This is a genomic window from Alteromonas australica (assembly GCF_000730385.1).
GTDB classification, from domain to species: domain Bacteria; phylum Pseudomonadota; class Gammaproteobacteria; order Enterobacterales; family Alteromonadaceae; genus Alteromonas; species Alteromonas australica.
On the sequence record NZ_CP008849.1, the window covers coordinates 1,898,297 to 1,917,232 of the forward strand.

Annotated in this window: 14 protein-coding genes and 2 tRNA genes; 12 read left to right on the forward strand and 4 right to left on the reverse strand. The window is 44.8% G+C overall.

Annotation, left to right across the window (positions count from 1 at the left end):
• Positions 1–16: 16 nt before the first annotated feature.
• Positions 17–409 carry a DUF3718 domain-containing protein gene (locus EP13_RS08410; protein WP_044056900.1) on the reverse strand — a complete coding sequence of 131 codons (393 nt, stop codon included), beginning with the start codon at positions 407–409 and terminating at the stop codon, positions 17–19.
• Positions 410–874: 465 nt separating this feature from the next.
• Positions 875–1,780 carry a LysR family transcriptional regulator gene (locus tag EP13_RS08415; RefSeq protein ID WP_044056901.1) on the reverse strand — a complete coding sequence of 302 codons (906 nt, stop codon included), beginning with the start codon at positions 1,778–1,780 and terminating at the stop codon, positions 875–877.
• Between the two features lie 196 nt (positions 1,781–1,976).
• Between EP13_RS08415 and EP13_RS08420 the strand changes: the two genes are divergently transcribed.
• Positions 1,977–2,423, forward strand: coding sequence for a MaoC family dehydratase (locus EP13_RS08420; protein ID WP_044056902.1), 447 nt, complete (start codon positions 1,977–1,979; stop codon positions 2,421–2,423).
• Between the two features lie 101 nt (positions 2,424–2,524).
• On the opposite strand, the gene EP13_RS19075 is transcribed toward EP13_RS08420, so the two are convergent.
• Complete coding sequence (locus EP13_RS19075) at positions 2,525–2,692, reverse strand: entericidin A/B family lipoprotein (protein ID WP_081869476.1); 168 nt, start codon at positions 2,690–2,692, stop codon at positions 2,525–2,527.
• Positions 2,693–2,745: 53 nt separating this feature from the next.
• Positions 2,746–3,723 (reverse strand): mechanosensitive ion channel family protein, encoded by a 978-nt coding sequence (locus EP13_RS08425; protein ID WP_044056903.1) that lies wholly within the window; start codon positions 3,721–3,723, stop codon positions 2,746–2,748.
• A gap of 446 nt (positions 3,724–4,169) precedes the next feature.
• Here EP13_RS08425 and EP13_RS08430 point away from each other — a divergent pair, with 446 nt between their 5' ends.
• The 11 genes from EP13_RS08430 (at position 4,170) to truB (ending at position 18,863) form a co-directional block, all read left to right on the forward strand.
• Positions 4,170–6,872, forward strand: coding sequence for a TonB-dependent receptor (locus EP13_RS08430; RefSeq protein WP_044056904.1), 2,703 nt, complete (start codon positions 4,170–4,172; stop codon positions 6,870–6,872).
• A 179-nt stretch (positions 6,873–7,051) separates the two neighbouring features.
• Positions 7,052–7,357, forward strand: coding sequence for a 4a-hydroxytetrahydrobiopterin dehydratase (locus EP13_RS08435; protein ID WP_044056905.1), 306 nt, complete (start codon positions 7,052–7,054; stop codon positions 7,355–7,357).
• 192 nt (positions 7,358–7,549) lie between these two features.
• Positions 7,550–7,626, forward strand: a tRNA-Met gene (locus EP13_RS08440).
• Positions 7,627–7,696: 70 nt separating this feature from the next.
• A tRNA-Met gene (locus EP13_RS08445) sits at positions 7,697–7,773 on the forward strand.
• Positions 7,774–8,128: 355 nt separating this feature from the next.
• Positions 8,129–11,455, forward strand: coding sequence for an MHYT domain-containing protein (locus EP13_RS08450; protein ID WP_044056906.1), 3,327 nt, complete (start codon positions 8,129–8,131; stop codon positions 11,453–11,455).
• Positions 11,456–11,464: 9 nt separating this feature from the next.
• The gene (locus tag EP13_RS08455; RefSeq protein WP_044056907.1) at positions 11,465–12,460 is read left to right on the forward strand and encodes a response regulator; all 996 of its coding nucleotides are present in this window, start codon (positions 11,465–11,467) and stop codon (positions 12,458–12,460) included.
• A 295-nt stretch (positions 12,461–12,755) separates the two neighbouring features.
• Entirely contained in the window at positions 12,756–13,214 is a 459-nt protein-coding gene (gene rimP / locus EP13_RS08460) for a ribosome maturation factor RimP (protein ID WP_044058850.1), read from the forward strand.
• 45 nt (positions 13,215–13,259) lie between these two features.
• Positions 13,260–14,753, forward strand: a complete 1,494-nt coding sequence (gene nusA / locus EP13_RS08465; protein WP_044056908.1) for a transcription termination factor NusA — start codon at positions 13,260–13,262, stop codon at positions 14,751–14,753.
• A 24-nt stretch (positions 14,754–14,777) separates the two neighbouring features.
• A complete protein-coding gene (gene infB / locus EP13_RS08470; protein ID WP_044056909.1) occupies positions 14,778–17,381 on the forward strand; it encodes a translation initiation factor IF-2 in 2,604 nt (867 codons plus the stop codon).
• 99 nt (positions 17,382–17,480) lie between these two features.
• Positions 17,481–17,882 carry a 30S ribosome-binding factor RbfA gene (gene rbfA, locus EP13_RS08475; protein WP_044056910.1) on the forward strand — a complete coding sequence of 134 codons (402 nt, stop codon included), beginning with the start codon at positions 17,481–17,483 and terminating at the stop codon, positions 17,880–17,882.
• Positions 17,883–18,863 carry a tRNA pseudouridine(55) synthase TruB gene (truB, locus tag EP13_RS08480; protein WP_044056911.1) on the forward strand — a complete coding sequence of 327 codons (981 nt, stop codon included), beginning with the start codon at positions 17,883–17,885 and terminating at the stop codon, positions 18,861–18,863.
• Positions 18,864–18,936 lie beyond the last annotated feature (73 nt).

Below are 18,936 nucleotides of genomic sequence, written 5' to 3' on the forward strand. Positions count from 1 at the left end.
TGGTGTTGTGAATGCTTTATAAGCGGTCGTTTAGTACCGCGGCAATAGGGCTGCTTTCTAAACCTTGCTCAGATACCCACGCTTGTAAGGTCTTTCCATCTGCTTCTGGAGAAGATAAATCGCTCTTTGGCATCTTCTTAACCAGTAATGAACCCGCTTCTACCGCGTTACTTAACATTGCTGTGCGGATAAGGCTGTTACCACTGCAGCTTACGCCAGAGTAATAATCTTTTAACTTCAAGCGATAATCTGAGGCGACGGTACGCATCTTTTTACGTAGTTCGCCTTTGTCGTCCGCTTGAACAATGGTACAAATATTAGCTAATGCTTCGTTTACGTTCGCTTGTGCTAGTCCAGACACGCCGAATGTGGCCGCAATAACTAGAGAAGTTTTAACAATTTTCAACATGGTTAATTCCTCGGTTTTCATTTTATTGTTGTTGGTTCGCTAATCATTAAACGTAAAAACCGGGGCTGTGAATACGGGTTTGATGATACTTAGGTATGTATTTTAATAATTAAGCAGGGCGTTAATAAAAATATCAACACCATGGTGAAATGAGAGAAGACCGGTAAAGTTAAACTCCTGACGATGTCACTCCAACATAGTGTTGGGCTTGTGAGCAGCGCTCGTTGAAAGAAAGAAGAAGGTAGACGAGGCCACTCATCGCGGGCGTTTAAGCATATCCACTCTAAGTGCTAAAATAAGGCCGTTTATCTAGACGTTAAATGAAAAACGTCTCAATAAACGGCGTTGTTAGCATACAAATTCAGTGACAGCGGCCATCGACAAGGGCGTTTATTTGCTGATACCTAAAAGGCGTCAATACTTATAGCGTATTGCCTCACTCTAGGTTTAGGGTGGCTATCGGTATTATGAGTGACTTTTGAAATTGCTTGCCACTTCCATAATCTGTTCCCGCATCCACATATGTGCATAGTCGTGATCGGCGCTTACGTGCCAATAAAGATAGTATTCTACTGGCGCCAGGTCGAAGGGCAGTTCGTAAATGGCTAAATCATAGTGCTTGGCTAAGTGAAACGGTAAGCAAGCAATGAGATCCGTTTTTACTATGGTGCTGGGTACGGTTAAAAAGTGTTGACCCCGCATCACTTCTTTACGGCGCTTGCCCATTTTATCTAACGCGATATCTATCGGCCCGGCCCCCGACTTACGTTGGGAAACATTGATATGGCCTAGTCGCAAAAAGGTGTCTAAATCTAATCCGTTTTTAAGGGCAGGGTGGTTCTTTCTTGCCAGAACGACAAAGCGGTCTTGGGCAATTTTTTCTTTACATAGATGCGGGTCGGTAAAGGTAGACGCGTCAGCAAAAAAGTCCAGAGTACCGCTTGCCATAGCAGAAACCACCTGACTGCGAGGAATTTCGTAGTTAGTAATACCTATATTAGGCGCAAGATTTTGTAGGCGAGCGACAAGCCTAGGCATAATGCTAGCTTCCAACAAATCGCGACTGGCAAAATTAAATGATTTTTCTGCGGTAAGCGGGTCGAAGGTGTGGCTTTCTTGCACACTTTTTCGCAGCAGTGCGAGGGCTTGTCGGGCGGGCACGATGATATTTTGCGCTACGGGCGTGGGTGTCATGCTATGACCGGTACGAACAAATAAGGGGTCGTTTAACATCTCTCTCAAACGTGCCAGAGAATTACTTACCGCAGGCTGAGTAATACAAAGAACATCTGCTGCTTTTGTTAGGCTTCCTGCAGTATATATCGCATCGAATACAGCAAACAGATTTAAATCAATTCTATTCAGATTCATTGAGTATTCCTTTTTTTGGCAATGCCAACCAGTTACATCTGCCCCTGAAGAAAAAGTATTGCGGAAACACAGGGGTCACAATATTTACGTTATTGTAACAAGAATATTTATAAATACCTATTATTAGAAGTTAATTGAAATATTCAACTAAGTAATAGTAGTCTAAACGGCATAATGTACCTATAGGGATAAAAACATGAAATGTCTCATTGACTTAAAGATCGGCGACACGTTATCGCAGGCAGAATGGATGACCGTCACGCAGCCTATGATTAATCAGTTTGCTGATGCCACGGGAGACCATCAATGGATTCACTTAGACAGTGAGCGGTGTAAGAACGAAAGCCCTTTTAAAACCACGATCGCTCATGGGTTTCTCACGGCCTCACTTATGCCAAAAGCGTTCGCTGAGGTTATTGAAGATTCACCACGTATAGCGTCAACCATCAACTATGGCATAGACAAACTCAGGTTTTTAGAGCCCGTACGATGCAACGACGGGGTAAAGTTTCAATTTACCGTGGTGGGGATTGACGACAAACCTATGGGGGCACTTTATAAGGTTGAGGCTACTGCACAACTGAAGTCATGTGAAAAACCTGCGCTAATAGGTACGTTTTTAATGCTGGCAGTACTAAAATAAAGATAAAAAGCACGTGACTTCATTCGCATGAAATAACGTGCTTTTTTCCACATTGGAAACGAGTGCCTATTATCGTCTAGGCACACAGTAGGTCATGCTTATTAGTTAGATGCCTCTTGCGCACCTTCTTCAACGGCTTCACCGGCACTTTGAATATCTTCACCAGCGCCTTCTATTGTGGCACAACCGTTAATACCGCCAAGGGTAGAGGCGAACAGCAGGGCCGTAAATAGGTGTCTTAACTGCTTTGCTTTGGTTAAATTTTCCATCTTCTTTCTCCTTTGAGTTACGTAAAATGATAATGACGGCCAGTGCCCACGATTTATTCGTCGGCGCCGTCTCCCTCTTCAGATTTATCTAGCGAGGGGGAATCTGGGTTTTCTTGCGCCTTACTGTGTTTAGACTTGCTTGCGCTGGTTAACATGTTGTCTAAGTTGTCGCTTCCCTTAGAATTAAAATCCAATGTCCGTATGGGGAAGGGGATAAGAATATCGTTTTCTTCCAAGACACGTTTCACCGTGACAACAGCGTCGTGACGCACCACCATAAAGCCCGGATCGCCGGGGTAACGTATCCAAAACCAAAGTAAAAGATTAATGCTAGAGTCACCGAACCCTTCTGCGTAAACTGCAGTTTCATCTTTTTTAATCACATAATCCTTTTCTCTCATGGCCTCAGTAATTACCTCAGCGGCTTTTTCCACGTCATCGGCATAGGAAATACCAACCGGTACCTCGATGCGTCGATAACCAAGGTAAGAGTAATTCGTGAGTATGTTGCGAAATAAAATTTTATTGGGAATGACTTCCAATTGACCGTAGAAGGTTTCAACCAAGGTATTTCGCAGGTTTATTTCCTTCACGTTACCGAAAACACCATCCGCTTCTATAACGTCGCCAATATCGAAGGGTTTGCGAATACCCATTGCCACCCCAGCAATAAAGTTTTCTGTCATATCTTGGAAAGCGAAGCCGATAGCCAGTCCGACAATACCCGCTCCGGCAAGCAACGAAGTCACTGTGCCTGATAAACCGACAAAATCTAAAGCAATGAAAATACCCGCTACTACAATAACGGCTTTAATGATTGATGTGAGTAGCCCTGCAATTTGGCGCGACTCGAAGGTACGGCGCATGAGTTTGCCCACCCACTTGCCCACAATTTTAGCTAAAAGCCCAAAGCCGATTGCAATTAAAAAGGCTACAACAATGTTAGGTAACAGCGTGATTGCTTGTTCTAACCAGCTTTCAAGTTTGTCGCTAAGTAAGGTGTACACGTCATCAATGTTTGGAAATTCCATACTTTCACTTTGTTGATTCACAATATTGTATTCACCATCAAAAAGTATTCCGCGATTGCGTGAACTGTAAATATCTGAATTAATTGATTTTATTTTGGTTTCGGTTTTACTCTCAAATCAAGAGTAAGAAATATCTACCTGAGTATCGAAAAATTTACTGGGTAGGATTTATTCACACCGATGCGTCTAAGCTTTGGCGCATTCCCTTGGGAACCGCCCAAGATGCTGATTAGACTTTAGTCTATGTGGTCAGACCATGTGTAAAATTAATGTAAACATATTATTCACAATAAATTTACAAAATGAGTTGGCAGGCATACCATTCATCAGGTAGGTCAAATTTTATTCATGGCCTTACACCATAACAATGAGAAATCGATCAGCTTGTTGCTAACGGAATGTGTGGGTTAAGCCGCTAGTAATGCGCTCAGATTTGGAATCACACTATGAATTTAAAAACGCGTAAAACTGCGGTAGCTGCACTTGTTAGCGCTGCATTGCTGTGCTCACCTTTAAGCGCTTTAGCGCAAGAGTCACAGGACAGCGAAAAAAAAGAAGCAAAAGACGTTGAACTTATTTTAGTGACAGGGAGTTTTGTTCGTCGCAGTGAGAACTTTGAATCACCCTCTCCATTGGCCGTTGTCGACAGTGTAGCGATTGATGCAATTGGTGCAAAAAACATTGCCGATATTACTCAAACCTTAACCATTAATACCGGAGCAGAGAATAACCCTGATGCGTTTACGCAAAATGCAACGGCGGGCACCTCAAATATTAACCTACGGGGCTTAGGCGTAGCGTCTACCCTCATATTACTCAATAACAAGCGTCAGGTAGTTAATGCTCAACCAACGAACGAAGGGTTAAACTTTGTTGATACCAGCTCGCTGGTCCCCATGATTGCTATTGATAGAATGGAAGTCGTAAAAGACGGTGCTTCTGCGCTATACGGTTCCGATGCGGTCGCCGGCGTTGTTAACTTCATAACCAAGCGAAATTATGACGGCGTTATGGTGAGTGCGGACTATCAAGATGGTGCGCATGGCAACAATAAAGAATATATACTTCAAGGGCTGTGGGGGGCATCTGGCGACAATGGTAATGTGATGGCCGCCATTAGTTACACTAATCGTTCACCGCTATTTCTTAGCGATAGACGCTTGAGTCGCCCAGAAGATGATACTAGTTCACTAGGTAATCCCGCGTCTTATTTTCTCAATATTCCTGGCATGGGTGCGCTACCCATCATTGATCCCTATGGCTGTGAAGAGTACGGCGGTTCACCTAATTTGTTGGCACCTAGCGGCACAATACCGGGTCTTGATATTGGATTCTGTGGCTTTGACTTTGGTAAGTTCTATTCCTATGTGGCAGATGAAAGTCGCGTAAATACTTATGTTAGTGCCAATTATGAATTTGAAAATGACATTACGTGGACAGCAGAATTCGGTATGGCAAGAAATCGGGCTCAACGGGGCGGTGCGCCAAGTTTCCCTATTTTAACCTCGCCAATTGTGCCTGATTATCACCCGCAAAATCCCTTTGGACAGCCTGTCGCGTTTTTTGGTCGCGCGGAAGGTAATGGTTTTGAAGGTGACCCAGCCAACACAGAATCAGATACGTTTAGATTTAGTACCAACCTACAGGGGGTGACAGACAGTGGGTTTTGGGAAATAAGCTATACCCGAGCGGTAAATGACTTTGTTTTCAGTGTGCCAGATGTGCTTAATACTGAATTCCAATTGGCACTATACGGTTTAGGCGGCTCGAACTGTGATCCCGTGGCAGGAACGCCAGGGGAAGGAAATTGTGAGTTTTATAATCCGTTTGCCACTTCTTATACGTCTTCGCCTAACTCCGACTATGTGGTTGATTCATTCACCGGCAAGCAAGTCATCGACTCTAAGGCTGATCTTGAGGTCATAGAGGCCTTCACATCATTTGATGTATTTGAAGTTGGTGGTGGTTATGCAGCCCTAGCATTAGGGGTGCAATATCGAGAGAATCAACTATCGCAGGATTACGATGAGCTATCGAATCAAGACAGTTTTACCTTCGTCATTGGTAACCCAGATATCGACGGTAGTCAGGACGTGTGGGCCGCATTCGGTGAATTAGCGCTGCCGCTAACTGATGATTTAGATGTACAAGTGGCGTTAAGGTATGAGGATTACGGCGGTAATATAGGTAGCACGGTAGATCCAAAACTTGCAGTTTCATACCGCGCCAATGACACCTTGTCGTTTAGAGGCTCCATTTCTACCTCGTTCAGAGCGCCTACGGTGTTTTTAGCACAAGGTGGAGCAACGTCTTTGCAGCAGATACTCGACCCCGTGCAAGGTGCCGTGGCTTTTGTTGCCGTGCGAACCTCGGGTAACGAAGAGCTGAAACCAGAAGAGTCGACAGCGTACAACCTTGGGGTTTCGTTTGAACCATTTAGAGATTTATCACTGGAATTGGATTATTGGAACTTCGCATTTGAAGACCTAATTATTCAGGAAAACGCACAGGCGGTATTAAATGCCGATCCTACTGACCCTGACCGAATTGTCCGCGCTGGCGACCCACTCACCGGGCCATTGCTTCAAATTAACAACACCTATGTTAATGCAAGCGAGCTAGAAACGTCTGGTCTGGACTTTGTTGCCAGCTATAAACTGGAAACGGAGGCGGGGAGTTTTACGCCCTCACTGAACGCTACCTATATTACTAAGTACGACCTAAAGGATCCCCAAGCCGGTAATATTGATGGCGCGGGTAGACGTAACTTCAACAATATAGGTGTTTCTTCTCCAGAGTTGCGTATGAACCTAGGTTTAGCATGGCAGCATGACATTCATGCCGCGAACCTATTTGTACGCTATATCTCGTCTTACGATGATGACCAAAATTGTTCAGATGGCACCGCTAACTTAACGGGGTGTGCCGACGGCTTTTATGAAATTGACAGTCATGTCACGGTAGACGCGCAGTACAATATAGACTTAGGGGCGTTATTTGAAACCTCGCAAAGTTACGTGTTGTCGCTAGGTGGAATCAACCTGTTTGACGAAGATCCTCCACAATTGTTTACCAACAGTGGTTTCGACTCCAAAGTTCATGATCCTAGAGGTCGTCAAATATATGCGCGCCTTGCAATAGAGTTTTAATCATAACAAGCAAGATACCTAACACAGAAAGTATAGATACCGGCACCCTGTGCCGGTATTTTTTTTGTAAACAATTCGCCCCAAGCAAGGAAGTCGAATCTTTTTCTCGTCTACTGAATTTTACCTAAGGCTGGTTTACAGTGTTTATTGGCTTAAAACGGAGATTGAAGGAATCACCCATGGCGAACAAATTAACCTCATCAGAAGTTCAACACGCGTTATCGACATTAAATAACACGTTGGAGGAAGGTCAAACTTGGCAACTTGAAAACAATGCCATTGTAAAAACCTTTACCTTTAAAAGTTTTATTCGTGCATTTGGTTGGATGTCTCAAATTGCTATTTGGGCAGAAAAGCTTAATCACCACCCCGAATGGTTTAACGTTTATAACCGTGTAGAGGTTAAATTATCAACACACGACCTTAATGGGCTTAGCGATTTAGACTTTAAACTTGCAGATAAAATGGAAAAGTTATGTGATTAATGTCGGGGATGGCGAACAAAACCGCGCTGAATCGTACGTTCACTGCACATAATGCTGATTAATTGCGCATACAGTCAGAAAAATGAAATATTTCCTCTTGTGGCTCTTGTGTTAGTAAAGTCCCTATGTATAATACGCACCACGTTGAAGGGAGGCAGCAAGAAACGCTGACACCAACAACGAATTTTCTGGCGCGGGATGGAGCAGTCTGGTAGCTCGTCGGGCTCATAACCCGAAGGTCGTAGGTTCAAATCCTGCTCCCGCAACCACAGAAAATGAACGATATATCTACTTAGTTGCCTAATAGATAATAGCAGGTCAAGTAAGTAAAAGTACAGACGCGGGATGGAGCAGTCTGGTAGCTCGTCGGGCTCATAACCCGAAGGTCGTAGGTTCAAATCCTGCTCCCGCAACCACATTTAAGCCCTGGCATTTGCCGGGGCTTTTTTGTCTCTCTTTCTTTTTATTTTATGACTTTTTTGCTGCATGTTATCTCTACGTGACAGCTTGTCTTCAGTGGCTTTCATGCCAGTATCTCGTTATAAAGTAAGTCCTATTTTTATCAAATGATGCGTACCGAGTTTGACTCGTTGTCTATACTTTTTTCTTCTCGCACTTTGAATAATCATTTATTACATGGTAAAAGTCTGTTTTATTATACTAAAGAATAATGCGGTGCCTGCTATTTGCTTCGTCAACAAACCACTTAGTGGAAGCAAAATTCAGAGTTAACAGCGTGTCCCTAAAAAAGAAGTAACAAAAATAATTGCTATGATATTTAACTATTTTGATGTTGGGCCTGAAGTTACACTCTTAAGCGGGCATTACGATTACGCCTTAGTAGGGCTGTCCTTGTTCGTTGCTATTTTTGCTGCTTTCATGGCGTTTAATGTCGCCACCCAAGCCTCTGAAACCACAGATCGCATTCGACGATATTCGCTGTTGTGCGCTGGGAGTATTGCTTTAGGCGGCGGCATTTGGGCCATGCACTTTCTTGGCATGCTGGCGTTCGAGCTTTGTACGCCGGTGAACTACGATGTCACCATTACCTCTCTCTCTGCGATCCCTGCTATTGCTGCAGCATGGGTGGCGCTGCGCTTATTAACTCAATCGCATATTACCTTTTTACAAATTCTTTATGGTGGCGTATTGGTCGGTGCTGGTATCGGTACCATGCATTACAGTGGCATGGCGGCGATGGAACTTGCACCTTTATTAAGGTACGACCTTGGTTTATTTGCCCTGTCCATTGTGGTTGCTGTTATTTTGGCAATGATCTCTTTAGCCATAAAGTTCGGAGTAAGTAAAAACAAGAACAATAGCCGCAATTTTTCAGGTGTATTGTTAGCCTCTGTGGTAATGGGGTTAGCCATTGCAGGTATGCACTATACTGGTATGGCAGCCGCGCGGTTTGTTCTACCTCCGGGGATGGAGCTAAGCACGCAGAGCGCGAGTATATCGGTTTATTTGGCTCTCTCTGTAGCCATGGTGACTGTTACCTTAATCGCGATTGTGCTTGGTTTAACGTTATTGTTTAAATATAAAGATGTCACTTTACGGGCCATTGCAAGTGAGAGAGTGCAGCGAGCAATAACAGATACCGCAGTTGATGCCATTCTTACCCTGAATGACAAAGGCCTCGTGCAAACTGCTAATCCAGCGGTTGAGAGTTTATTAGGTTACACACCGGAAGAACTCATAGGTCGCCCCGCCGAACTGCTTATTCCTGAAGATCGCAAGCATATTTATAATGACGACTTTTTTGCACAAAGAAGTGTGCCAATGCAGCAAATTATTGGCACCAGTAGAGAAGCAAAAGTGGTTCATAAAAGCGGTGAACACATTCCGGTTCAAATAGGGATTGGTTACACGAAAATTGATAATAAAGCGATTTTTGTTGGCTTCCTGTCAGATTTGCGCAAACGCAAAGAAATAGAAAATGCCTTACGAGAAAGTGAGACAAAGTTTCGCAGTTTTATTTCGAATATTCCGGGTATTGCCTATCGGTGCTTAAATGAAAACGGTTGGCCCATGCTATTTATTAGCGATGCTGTTGCCGATATAACCGGATACAGCGCACAGGATTTCTTGTTGCCCTCACCAATGATGTCTTTTAACGAGCTCTATCATCCTGATGATCTTGATAAGGTTGCTGGTGGCAACGAAGAAGACGGCGAGTTCAGCTTAGAATACCGAATTATTACTAAACAGGGTGATGTAAGGTGGGTCATTGAGCATGGCGTTCACGTGAAAGATGAGCAGGGTAAGGTTCTGCATATAGACGGTTTTATCTCAGATATTACGGCCCGAAAAGAAATGGAAGAAGAACTTCGGGTAGCCAAAGAAAATGCAGAACAAGCGGCCGCGGCCCGCACCACCTTCTTAGCGAATATGAGCCATGAAATTCGTACTCCCATGAATGCTATCATTGGCTTTAGCGATTTAATGTTAGCGGAGGATATGCCGGTGGAGCAGCACGGGCATTTAACGACCATTAATCGCTCTGCACGCTCCCTGTTGCATCTACTCAACGACATTTTAGACAGCGCCAAGCTAGACAAAGGTAAGCTTGAACTTGAATACCGTGATTTTGTGCTAAGGGAAGAAGTGGATACGGTGGTGTCTACATTCTGGCTTGAGGCAAAGCGTAAAAACATCTCATTACAAGTGACGGTAGATGATGACGTCAGCGAAGCTTACTCGGGCGTGCCAGAGCGATTACGCCAGGTATTGAACAACCTTATCGGAAACGCAGTGAAGTTTACGGCTAAAGGGGCGGTGGAATTAAACGTTAAGACGGATACGGAGTTTGTCTATTTTAGTGTTAAGGACTCAGGAATTGGCATGTCCAAGGAGCAAGTCCAACGTGTGTTTGAAGCCTTCTCACAGGCCGATGCTTCCATGAGTAGAAAGTATGGCGGCACCGGCTTAGGTACCACTATTTCAAAGCAATTGGTTGAACTGATGGGCGGCACTATTTGCGCTGAGAGTGAATTAGGTGAGGGCAGTAAATTCACCTTTAGATTGCCGTTAACTCCCGCCACTGCGCCGAAAGCAGAAGTAGAAGGGAAACCACTACCGTTGCCCGCTATGCATATGCTTATTGTGGACGATATTGCACAAAATATTGATTTACTGTCTCTGCTCTTAACCCGATCAGGCCACCAGGTAACTATAGCCAGAGATGGGCAAGAAGCCTTGTCTAAAATGCAAGACGACAGCATTGATATTGTACTAATGGATTTACAAATGCCCATTCTCGACGGGTTAGAGGCGGCCAAACGTAGACGGGAGTACGAAAGGGATAATAAGCTTTCTCCCTTACCTATTGTCGCCCTTACTGCCAGCGTATTGGTGCAAGACCGCCATGCTGCTACAGAGGCGGGAATGGAAGGTTTTGCAAATAAGCCTATTGATTATCCTGTGCTTACCAGAGAAATTGCGCGGGTTATGGGGCTAAAAGAAAATGAGTTGGCTGCTAGCCCTATTGAAGCCCCCGCTCAGAAGCCAAAGAAAACCTCACGCTCCACCGTGAAGGTCGTCGACATGGATAAAGCGCTACAATTGTGGACAGATAAAGATATTTATCTGCGAGAGGTAAATCGGTTTATAACCTCAAGCGAAGAGAAAATAAAAGCCATTATCACCGCCATCATAGAAGGAAACGTGGATGATACCTCTATGCTAGCCCATGGCATGAAAGGGGTGGCCGGTAACTTAAGCATGACCACCTTGTTTTCCATATGCCGAGATATTGAGCAAAGCGCGAAATCAAAAGAACTCGATATCGGCTTAGTGGAACCCTTACGTCATGCTTTCGCGGATTTAAAAGCCTGGGTGGTCACTCAAGAAGCTGACAAAACACAAGATACGAATGCACAGATTAATACCAATGAGTTGGTCAGTCATCTTAAACAACTAAGTGACAGTGTTAAGCAAAATATGCTTGATGAGGAAGAACTTAGTACACTTGCAGCTATGACTGTTGGTTCGTATAAAGAAGAAGTGTCCGCTATATTATTAGATATAGATGAGTTCGAATTTGAAAACGCAGAAGTAAGAATTCAAGCGTTGATTAATTTAATAGACAAGAGTTAGCCCCGCCCTATGTTACGACAATTATCGGAACCCACGCTTTTATTAGTCGATGATGAGCCAGTAAACCTTCGTGTGCTAAAGCAACTGTTAGCTTCAGATTATCAACTTATTTTCGCTAAAAATGGCGAGGAAGCTATTCGCTTAGCGGCTGCACGACAGCCGAACCTAATTCTTCTTGATATTATGATGCCTGGTATCACGGGCTATGAAGTGTGTAAAACCCTAAAAGCGAACAAAGAAACTCAGCATATCCCAATTATTTTTGTCACCGCGCTAAACGATGAACACGATGAGGCTGAAGGCTTTGAGGTAGGAGCGGTAGATTACATAACGAAGCCAATCTCACCGTCTGTGGTTAAAGCTCGTGTGAAAACCCATTTGTCGTTAGTCCAGTCTGAAGAGCTTATGCGCACTAGGCTACAAGTTGTGCAACGGTTAGGGCGCGCCGCAGAATACAAAGACAATGAAACCGGTATGCACGTGATGCGAATGAGTCATTATTCAAAAATTCTAGCCACGGCTTATGGTTTCAATGAAGAGAAAGCCGAAATATTGCTTCATGCTGCGCCCATGCATGACATCGGTAAAATTGGTATCGCCGACAGCATTATGCTTAAACCCGGTAAACTGACTGATGAAGAATTTGCCGAAATGAAAAAGCACCCAGAGATAGGCGCGGAAATACTCGGCGAATGCGATTCAGACTTACTTAAAGTGGCAAAGTCCGTGTCTTTAACTCACCATGAAAAGTGGGATGGGACAGGTTACCCCAATGGTCTTAAAGGTGAAGATATTCCTATTGAGGGGCGTATTTGTGCGGTGGCGGATGTGTTTGATGCGCTGACAAGTAAACGCCCTTATAAGGAGGCATGGAGTGTAGAGAAAACCTTAGACTTTATGGACAGTCAGAAAGGCAAGCACTTCGATCCTGCGTTGATAACCTTGCTGCACCAAAACTTAGACGCCATCCTCGAGATTAAAAATAAGTGGGTTGATGAAGACTAATCCGATGTGCGTGTTGCTTAATGTACTTACGATCAGTATAATGCCCCCATTACGCGATGGTAGCGGGCTCCCTCAGTGTTAAGGAAAGTAACGCTTCCATTCTTAGCAAACTATCGCCTAACGGTGTTTTTACCCATAAGTTTGCAACTGCCAGCGCGGCAGGTATGGGTTCAGTATTTTAATAAAAGCCCCGCTAGTCCGGGGCTTTTTGTTGTATTAAAACCTGGAGTCAGCCTCGCTGAACTGGGTGATGACAGGTGGGCGTAAGCCCTTTTTTTGTTTTTGGAGGTTTGCATTGGCGAAACTTGAAGAAAAACTAACCGAAATGCTAGAGCCGGGTGTTGAAGCACTGGGTTTTGAGTTGGTTGGCATCGAGTTTGTACGAGCGGGGAAACATTCGATTCTTCGTGTTTTTATTGATCATGAAAACGGTATTACCGTAGATGATTGTGCAGATGTTAGTCATCAAGTAAGCGCAATTTTGGATGTTGAAGATCCAATTAGCACCGAATACAACTTAGAAGTGTCTTCACCTGGTATGGACAGACCGCTTTTTAAAGAAAAGCATTATGTTGATTCAATTGGTGAAATCGTTCAGGTTCGATTATCAATGCCGATGGATGATAGACGTAATTTTAAGGGCAAAGTGCTGGCATGCGAAAATGGCATAGTCAGTATCGAAGTGGATGGCCAGCAGTTCCAGTTAGCTGTGGCTAATATCGAAAAAGGTAACGTTGTTCCCACTTTCGATTAATGGAACAGCAATGCTTTCATCGACGAAAGCTTTAGTGAGGCGAAAATGAATAAAGAAATTTTGTTAGTGGCAGAAGCCGTTTCAAATGAAAAACAAGTGCCTAGAGAAAAGATTTTTGAAGCGCTGGAATTTGCTATTGCCAGTGCGACCAAAAAGAAAAACGAAGGCGAAATTGAAGTTCGTGTAAGTATCGACAGAACATCAGGTGATTTTGACACCTTCCGTCGTTGGATGGTTATTCCTGACGACCAAGAACAAGAGAATCCGTTTGCAGAAATTACAATATCTGCAGCACAAATTGATGAGCCTGATATTCAATTAGGCGATTATGTGGAAGAACAGATTGAATCTATTAAATTCGACCGCATAACTACGCAGACTGCGAAGCAAGTTATCGTGCAAAAAGTACGTGAAGCTGAGCGTGCGCAAATGATTGCTGAGTACGAAGATAAAGTTGGTGAACTTGTAACTGGTACGGTTAAGAAAGTTAACCGCGACAACATCATCATCGACCTAGGTAACAATGCTGAAGGCGTTATTTATCGCGACGACATGTTACCCCGTGAAACATTCCGTCCAGGCGATCGCGTACGCGGTTTACTGTACGTAATTCGTCCAGAAGCGCGTGGTGCACAACTTTTTGTTAGCCGTACGCATCCAGACATGCTAGTGGAACTATTCCGCCTAGAAGTCCCAGAGATTGCAGAAGAAACGCTTGAAATTAAATCTGCGGCTCGTGATCCAGGTTCAAGAGCGAAAATTGCCGTTAAAACTAACGACAAACGCTTAGACCCTGTGGGTGCATGCGTAGGTATGCGTGGTTCACGTGTGCAAGCGGTATCCGGTGAACTTGGCGGTGAGCGTGTTGATATCGTGCTTTGGGACGAAAACGCAGCTCAGTTTGTGATTAACGCCATGGCGCCGGCAGAAGTTGCCTCTATCGTGGTTGATGAAGACAGTCACACCATGGACGTTGCTGTGGAAGCCGATAATTTAGCACAAGCTATTGGCCGTAGTGGTCAAAACGTGCGTTTAGCAAGTCAGCTTACCGGCTGGGAGCTAAACGTAATGACAGTGGACGACTTAAACAAAAAACACGAAGAAGAAAATGCCAAAGTGCTTAACCTATTTACCACTGGGTTAGACATTGATGAAGATTTTGCCTCTGTGTTGGTTGATGAAGGTTTTACCACGTTAGAAGAAGTGGCTTACGTGCCAGCAAGCGAACTTCTTGCTGTTGACGGTTTAGATGAAGATACCGTTGAAGAATTGCGTAACCGTGCACGTGCTTTCCTAACAACCCGTGCATTAGCAACAGAAGAATCGCTAGAAGGCGCAGAGCCTACCGAAGCCTTACTAGGCCTTGAAGGAATGAGTAAACACGTGGCCTATGTGTTGGCCAGCCGCGGCATTACCGACCTTGAAGAACTGGCCGAGCAAGGCACAGATGAGATAAGTGATATTGATGAACTCGACGAAGAAAAAGCGGGCAAGCTAATTATGGCGGCACGTAATATCGTTTGGTTCAATGAAGAATAAGGTCAACAGGGGGAAAAATACGTAATGGCAGATGTATCTATTGAAAAGCTCGCCAGCGACATTGGTACGACCGTTGACCGATTGGTTGGCCAGTTTAAAGACGCGGGTATTACAAAGAATGCCGGCGATCAGGTAAATGAAGATGAGAAAAAGAAACTGTTGGATCATTTAAGTAAGCAACACGGTAGCGCGTCCGAACCAAAGCGCATGACACTTCAACGTAAGACAACCAGCACGTTAAGTGTAGGTAAGTCGAAAGAAGTGAAAGTAGAAGTACGTAAAAAGCGTACTTATGTGAAGCGTACTGATGTTGAAGAACAACAGCGTCTAGCGGAAGAAGAAGCAAAACGCGCTGAAGAAGAGCGTTTACAGCGTGAAGCCGAAGAAAAAGCGGCTGCTGAAGCGAAGAAAGCCGCTGAAGAAAAAGCACGTCAAGCAGAAGCAGCGAAAAAAGCAGCGGATGAAGAACGTGCTCGCCGAGCAGAACAAGCAAAGAAAGAAGCTGAAGCCCGTAAACAAGACGAGCCTGAACTCACTGAAGCAGAAAAAGCGGAAGCAGAGGCAGCACGTCAGGAAGAAGAGCGTCTTCGCAAAGCGCAAGAAGAAGAAGCGCAGAAGAAACTAGAAGAAGAAGCGAAAAAGGCTGCTGACGAAGCGCGCAAACTTGCTGAAGAAAACGAACGTCGCTGGAAAGAAGAAGAAGAGCGTCGTAAGAAAGCTGAAGCCGAAGAAGTGCACTTGCACTCTAACCGTTATGCGCAAGAAGCAGAAGACGAGCAAGACATGCAAGTGGAGCGTTCTTCACGTCGCCGTCGTAAATCTAAAAAGCATGCGGGTGAGCATCTTAAACAAGGCTTTAACAAGCCTGCACAGCCTGTAGAGCGTGTGGTTAAGTTAGGCGAAACCATTACTGTTGGCGAACTGGCCAGCAAGTTGGCAATTAAGTCTAACGAAGTTATCAAGACCATGATGAAAATGGGCGAAATGGCCACTATCAATCAGGTTCTTGACCAAGATACCGCGGTACTTGTTGTTGAAGAAATGGGCCATAAATTTGAACTGGTCAATGACAACGCGCTAGAAGATGAATTATTAGCGGAAGGGTCTGGTGGTGAAAAAGCAGGTCGCGCACCTGTGGTGACTATCATGGGTCACGTCGACCACGGTAAAACGTCACTTCTTGACTACATTCGTCGCGCTAAAGTTGCCGATGGTGAAGCCGGTGGTATTACCCAGCATATCGGTGCTTATAAAGTTGAAACTGATAATGGTGAAATTACCTTCTTAGACACACCTGGACACGCTGCATTTACAGCAATGCGTGCTCGTGGCGCAACGGCAACAGATATTGTTATCTTGGTCGTCGCTGCAGACGACGGTGTGATGCCGCAAACAAAAGAAGCGGTACAACATGCTCGTGCAGCTGGCGTACCTCTTATTGTTGCGGTTAACAAGATGGATAAAGAAACTGCTGACCCAGACCGCGTTAAAACAGAACTATCTCAGTTAGAGGTTATTTCTGAAGAGTGGGGCGGTGAGCATCAATTCTGTAACGTATCTGCAAAAACAGGTATGGGTGTCGATGAGCTTCTTGAAGCCATTGTACTTCAAGCAGAACTACTTGATTTACAAGCTGTTGCTGATGGTCCAGGCCGCGGCATCGTGATTGAATCTCGCCTTGATAAAGGCCGTGGTCCAGTGGCGTCTGTGCTTGTTCAAGAAGGTCAACTACGTTCTGGCGACATTCTATTGTGTGGCGAAGAATATGGCCGCGTACGTGCTATGCGCGATGAAAACGGCAAAGAAATGAAAGTCGCGGGTCCTTCTACACCTGTAGAAGTATTAGGCCTTTCAGGTGTTCCTGTTGCCGGTGAAGATGCGGCCGTTGTTAAAGACGAACGCAAAGCCCGTGAAGTTGCGGCTAAACGCCACCAGAAGAAGCGTGAATTGAAACTGGCGCGTCAGCAAAAAGCGAAGCTTGAAAACATGTTTGCTAACATGGAATCAGGTGACGTGAGCGAATTGAACATTGTACTTAAAGCTGATGTACAAGGTTCCGTTGAAGCTATTGCCGAGTCGTTAGTCAAACTTTCTACTGATGAAGTGAAAGTGAACATCGTAGGTAGTGGTGTAGGCGGTATCACTGAAACAGATGCCACCCTTGCAGCGGCTTCTGGCGCCATCGTGCTTGGCTTCAACGTTCGTGCTGATGCTTCTGCCCGTCGAGTACTAGAAGCTGAAGAAATTGACTTACGCTACTACAGTGTTATCTACAGCCTGATAGACGAAGTAAAAGCGGCGATGAGTGGTATGCTTGCGCCAGAATTTAAGCAAGAAATCATAGGTCTTGCAGAAGTTCGTGACGTATTTAAGTCACCTAAACTGGGCGCTATCGCCGGTTGTATGGTCACTGAAGGCGTGGTTAAGCGCAGCAACCCAATCCGTGTACTGCGTGAAAACGTGGTTATCTACGAAGGTGAGCTAGAATCACTACGTCGCTTTAAAGACGACGTTCAAGATGTCCGTAATGGCATGGAATGTGGTATCGGCGTTAAGAACTATAACGACGTAAAAGTAGGAGACCAAATTGAGGTCTTCGAAGTCGTCGAAGTCAAAAGAGAAATCTAATTTGCCAAACATATCGGCATAGTAAAGCGGGGGCCGATGCCCCCGTTTTTGTCTGCGTAACTTGCAGATTAGCATGCCGGTGTAGGAAAGGAGTGTATTATGGCCCGTGAATTTTCACGTACCGATAGGGTAGCGCAACAGGTTCATAAAGAAGTTGCCAGCATCCTACAAAATGAATATAAGCACCGTGTTGGTGAAATGCCACTGATTACTGTGTCTGATGTAGATGTATCGAGAGATTTAGCGCACGCTAAAATTTTCGTCACCATTTACAACAGTACAGAAGAAGAGGGTAAAGCGCAGATTAAACAACTTGCCGAATATAAGAAATTTATTCGCAGTATTTTAGCCAAGCGTATCCGTATGCGCTCAGTGCCCGATCTTCATTTCTTTGAAGACAAATCTATTATAGAGGGTATGCGTATTTCTAACCTTGTGTCTCAGACTATCGCTAAAGATGAGTCTAAACGCGATACAGACGAGTCAGAAGAGCAGGAGTAAATGGCGAGAAGACGCAAAGGCCGCAGTATTAATGGCATTGTACTTTTAGATAAGCCACTCGGTGGTTCATCAAATCAACTATTGCAGAAAGTACGATGGTTGTATAAAGCGCAAAAGGCTGGGCATACCGGGGCACTAGATCCATTGGCAAGCGGTATGCTTCCGCTTTGTTTAGGTGAAGCTACGAAATTTTCTCAGTTTTTGTTAGATGCTGAAAAAACCTATGAAGTCACTGCTAAGTTAGGGGTAAGAACCACCACCTCTGACGCAGACGGTGAGGTGGTTGAAGAAAAGCCCGTTGAGGTGAATGAGGCGCAAGTCAACGCGGCGTGTTTGGCCTTTCTCGGTAAGAGTAAGCAAATCCCGTCTATGTTTTCTGCGCTAAAGCATCAGGGGAAGCCGCTGTATTTCTATGCACGTCAAGGTATTGTTATCGAGCGTGAACCCAGAGATATAGAAGTGTATGAGTTAGAGGTCACGCGCCTTGCCTTGCCTTATGTCGATATGCGTATTAAGTGTAGTAAAGGGACTTATATCCGTTCCATCGTTGACGACTTAGGGCAGAACTTAGGCTGTGGCGCCTATGTCACCCGATTACATCGTACAGAAGTGGCCGATTATCCTACGGATAAAATGGTGTCATTAGACACACTGATAGAGACGCAAGAAGCGTTATCTGAGGGAGAGTTTGAAGCCCTTGATGCCTATCTAATTCCCATGGATACGGCCGTGAGTCGGTTGCCATATATCCTCATTAACGATGCTGAACGCGCTCGATTCGATAACGGCCAAAGTGTCATAGGAACTTCCGTTACCCCTCTTGTTCAAGGGAAGTCTTACCGTGTTTATCACGGTGAAGATACACAAGGGCTTTTTTTGGGCGTGGGGGAGGCGGTATTAGACCCTAAAGACCAAGGCGTGGCGAAAAACGCGCTGTACGTCAACCCTAAACGACGCGTGGTTTATGGCGACGAAGGTTAGCCTTCACTGTTTTCTTTAGGTCACAAATTGTATTGATGACGTAACGACGGCAAATTCGTTAAGAAATAACGGC

Coding starts and splice junctions, on each gene's coding strand:
- rbfA (WP_044056910.1), top strand. CDS start 17,481: ATGGCCCGTGAATTTTCACGTACCGATAGGGTAGCGCAACAGGTTCAT.
- EP13_RS08435 (WP_044056905.1), top strand. CDS start 7,052: ATGGCGAACAAATTAACCTCATCAGAAGTTCAACACGCGTTATCGACA.
- nusA (WP_044056908.1), top strand. CDS start 13,260: ATGAATAAAGAAATTTTGTTAGTGGCAGAAGCCGTTTCAAATGAAAAA.
- EP13_RS08420 (WP_044056902.1), top strand. CDS start 1,977: ATGAAATGTCTCATTGACTTAAAGATCGGCGACACGTTATCGCAGGCA.
- EP13_RS08415 (WP_044056901.1), bottom strand. CDS start 1,780: ATGAATCTGAATAGAATTGATTTAAATCTGTTTGCTGTATTCGATGCG.
- infB (WP_044056909.1), top strand. CDS start 14,778: ATGGCAGATGTATCTATTGAAAAGCTCGCCAGCGACATTGGTACGACC.
- EP13_RS08450 (WP_044056906.1), top strand. CDS start 8,129: ATGATATTTAACTATTTTGATGTTGGGCCTGAAGTTACACTCTTAAGC.
- EP13_RS08410 (WP_044056900.1), bottom strand. CDS start 409: ATGTTGAAAATTGTTAAAACTTCTCTAGTTATTGCGGCCACATTCGGC.
- EP13_RS08430 (WP_044056904.1), top strand. CDS start 4,170: ATGAATTTAAAAACGCGTAAAACTGCGGTAGCTGCACTTGTTAGCGCT.
- truB (WP_044056911.1), top strand. CDS start 17,883: ATGGCGAGAAGACGCAAAGGCCGCAGTATTAATGGCATTGTACTTTTA.
- EP13_RS08425 (WP_044056903.1), bottom strand. CDS start 3,723: ATGGAATTTCCAAACATTGATGACGTGTACACCTTACTTAGCGACAAA.
- EP13_RS08455 (WP_044056907.1), top strand. CDS start 11,465: ATGTTACGACAATTATCGGAACCCACGCTTTTATTAGTCGATGATGAG.
- EP13_RS19075 (WP_081869476.1), bottom strand. CDS start 2,692: ATGGAAAATTTAACCAAAGCAAAGCAGTTAAGACACCTATTTACGGCC.